The sequence below is a fragment of the Marinobacter bohaiensis genome, assembly GCF_003258515.1.
GTDB lineage: Bacteria > Pseudomonadota > Gammaproteobacteria > Pseudomonadales > Oleiphilaceae > Marinobacter_A > Marinobacter_A bohaiensis.
Map to the genome: position 1 here is coordinate 1 of NZ_QGEH01000010.1, position 1,537 is coordinate 1,537.

1 protein-coding gene is annotated in these 1,537 nt (G+C 60.9%); it reads left to right on the forward strand.

Going from position 1 to position 1,537, the window contains the following annotated elements:
* The first annotated feature begins 106 nt into the window (after nucleotides 1-106).
* Nucleotides 107-1,246: an IS110 family RNA-guided transposase gene (locus DKK67_RS21445; RefSeq protein ID WP_111498577.1), complete on the forward strand. Its 1,140-nt coding sequence runs from the start codon at nucleotides 107-109 to the stop codon at nucleotides 1,244-1,246.
* Nucleotides 1,247-1,537: the final 291 nt, after the last annotated feature.

Consider the following 1,537-nt stretch of genomic DNA (forward strand, 5'->3'; position numbering starts at 1 on the left):
TAGACATTATGACTCCCCACAAAGGGGCTGCCCCCGCGCTCGAGGGTTAGCCGAAGCCAGAGCCATAATTTACGTGTTCACATGCGTAAAATCGGGGGGCAGCACCATGAAAAAACATAGCACACGCTTTATTGGCCTGGATACGCACAAAGACACCATCGCGGTGGCCTACGCCACCGATTCCCGAACGGAACCCGTCACTTATCTTGGCACCATCGGAACCCAGCATTACGCCATCCGCAAATTGGTTCGCCAACTCGAATCCCACCATCCGGGATGCCAGCTTCAGTTCGTCTATGAAGCCGGGCCCTGCGGCTACTGGCTCTACCGTCTGCTGTCCAGTTGGGGCTATCCCTGCTTTGTGGTCGCACCGTCACTGATTCCCAAGAAGCCCGGCCAGCAGGTGAAAACCGATAAGCGCGACTGCATGCAGCTGGCGCAGTTGCTGCGCACGGGGGACATCGAGCCGATCTATGTGCCCGAGCCCGAAGACGAGGCCATCCGGGATCTCTCCCGGGCCCGGGAGACCACCATGTGGGATCTCAAGAACGCCAAGAGTCAGCTCAAGGCGTTCCTGCTGCGGCACGACATCCGTTACACCGGCACTGCCAACTGGTCAGCCGCCCATGTGCGCTGGCTCTCGGAACTGGTGATGCCGACACCAGCTCAGAACACCGTGTTCCGGGAAATGCTCTACACCATCGTGGAACGCCACAAACGCCTGGAACGGCTCGACAACGAGCTGACCTATCAGGTCCGCCGCTGGCGCTTCTACCCGCTGGTCAAAGCGGTTCAGGCGCTAAGGGGGGTGCAGTTACTGGTAGCGACCAGCGTGGTCGCCGAGTTGGGGGACCTGCAGCGCTTCGACACGCCCAGGAAGCTGATGGCCTATGTCGGCCTGACACCCAGTGAACGCTCCAGCGGTAACCGCCGGCGTATCGGGCCACTGACCTGTGCCGGGAATAAACGAGCCCGGCGCATGCTCATTGAGGCCGCCCACGCCTACCGGTATCCGGCAAAGACCTCACGCATCCTGCAGCAGCGCCAGGAAGACCTGCCCAAGGCCATCGTGGAAAAGGCCTGGGAGGCCCAGGTCCGGCTCTGCCGTCGGTATCGGGCCCTGATGCAGCGAGGCAAGCACCGCAATGTGGTGGTGGCTGCCATCGCGCGTGAGCTGGTCGGCCACATCTGGGCGATCGCCCGGGAAGTCGTGATCGCCAAACCGGATCCGAGGTTGATGCTGTGACAACGGTTATGGGACAGGGCAGGCGCTTCAGGCCACGGTGTGTGAAGCAACCCTCGACGCGCGTTAGGACGCCTGGCTGACGTCTCTGACCAGACGCTCGTTCCTAGACGGAGGACCGGCTTCACGACGGAAAAGTAAGGTGGTGAGAACCCACGGATATCAGCATGAAAACCGTCGACGATTACTGGCCTCAGCGTCTGTCCTGACCCGCCCTTTAACGGCAACACCTAGCCTTGGAATACAGGCCTGGATCGGTGTTTGCCTCTTGACGTGGGGAGTCATATCAACGCC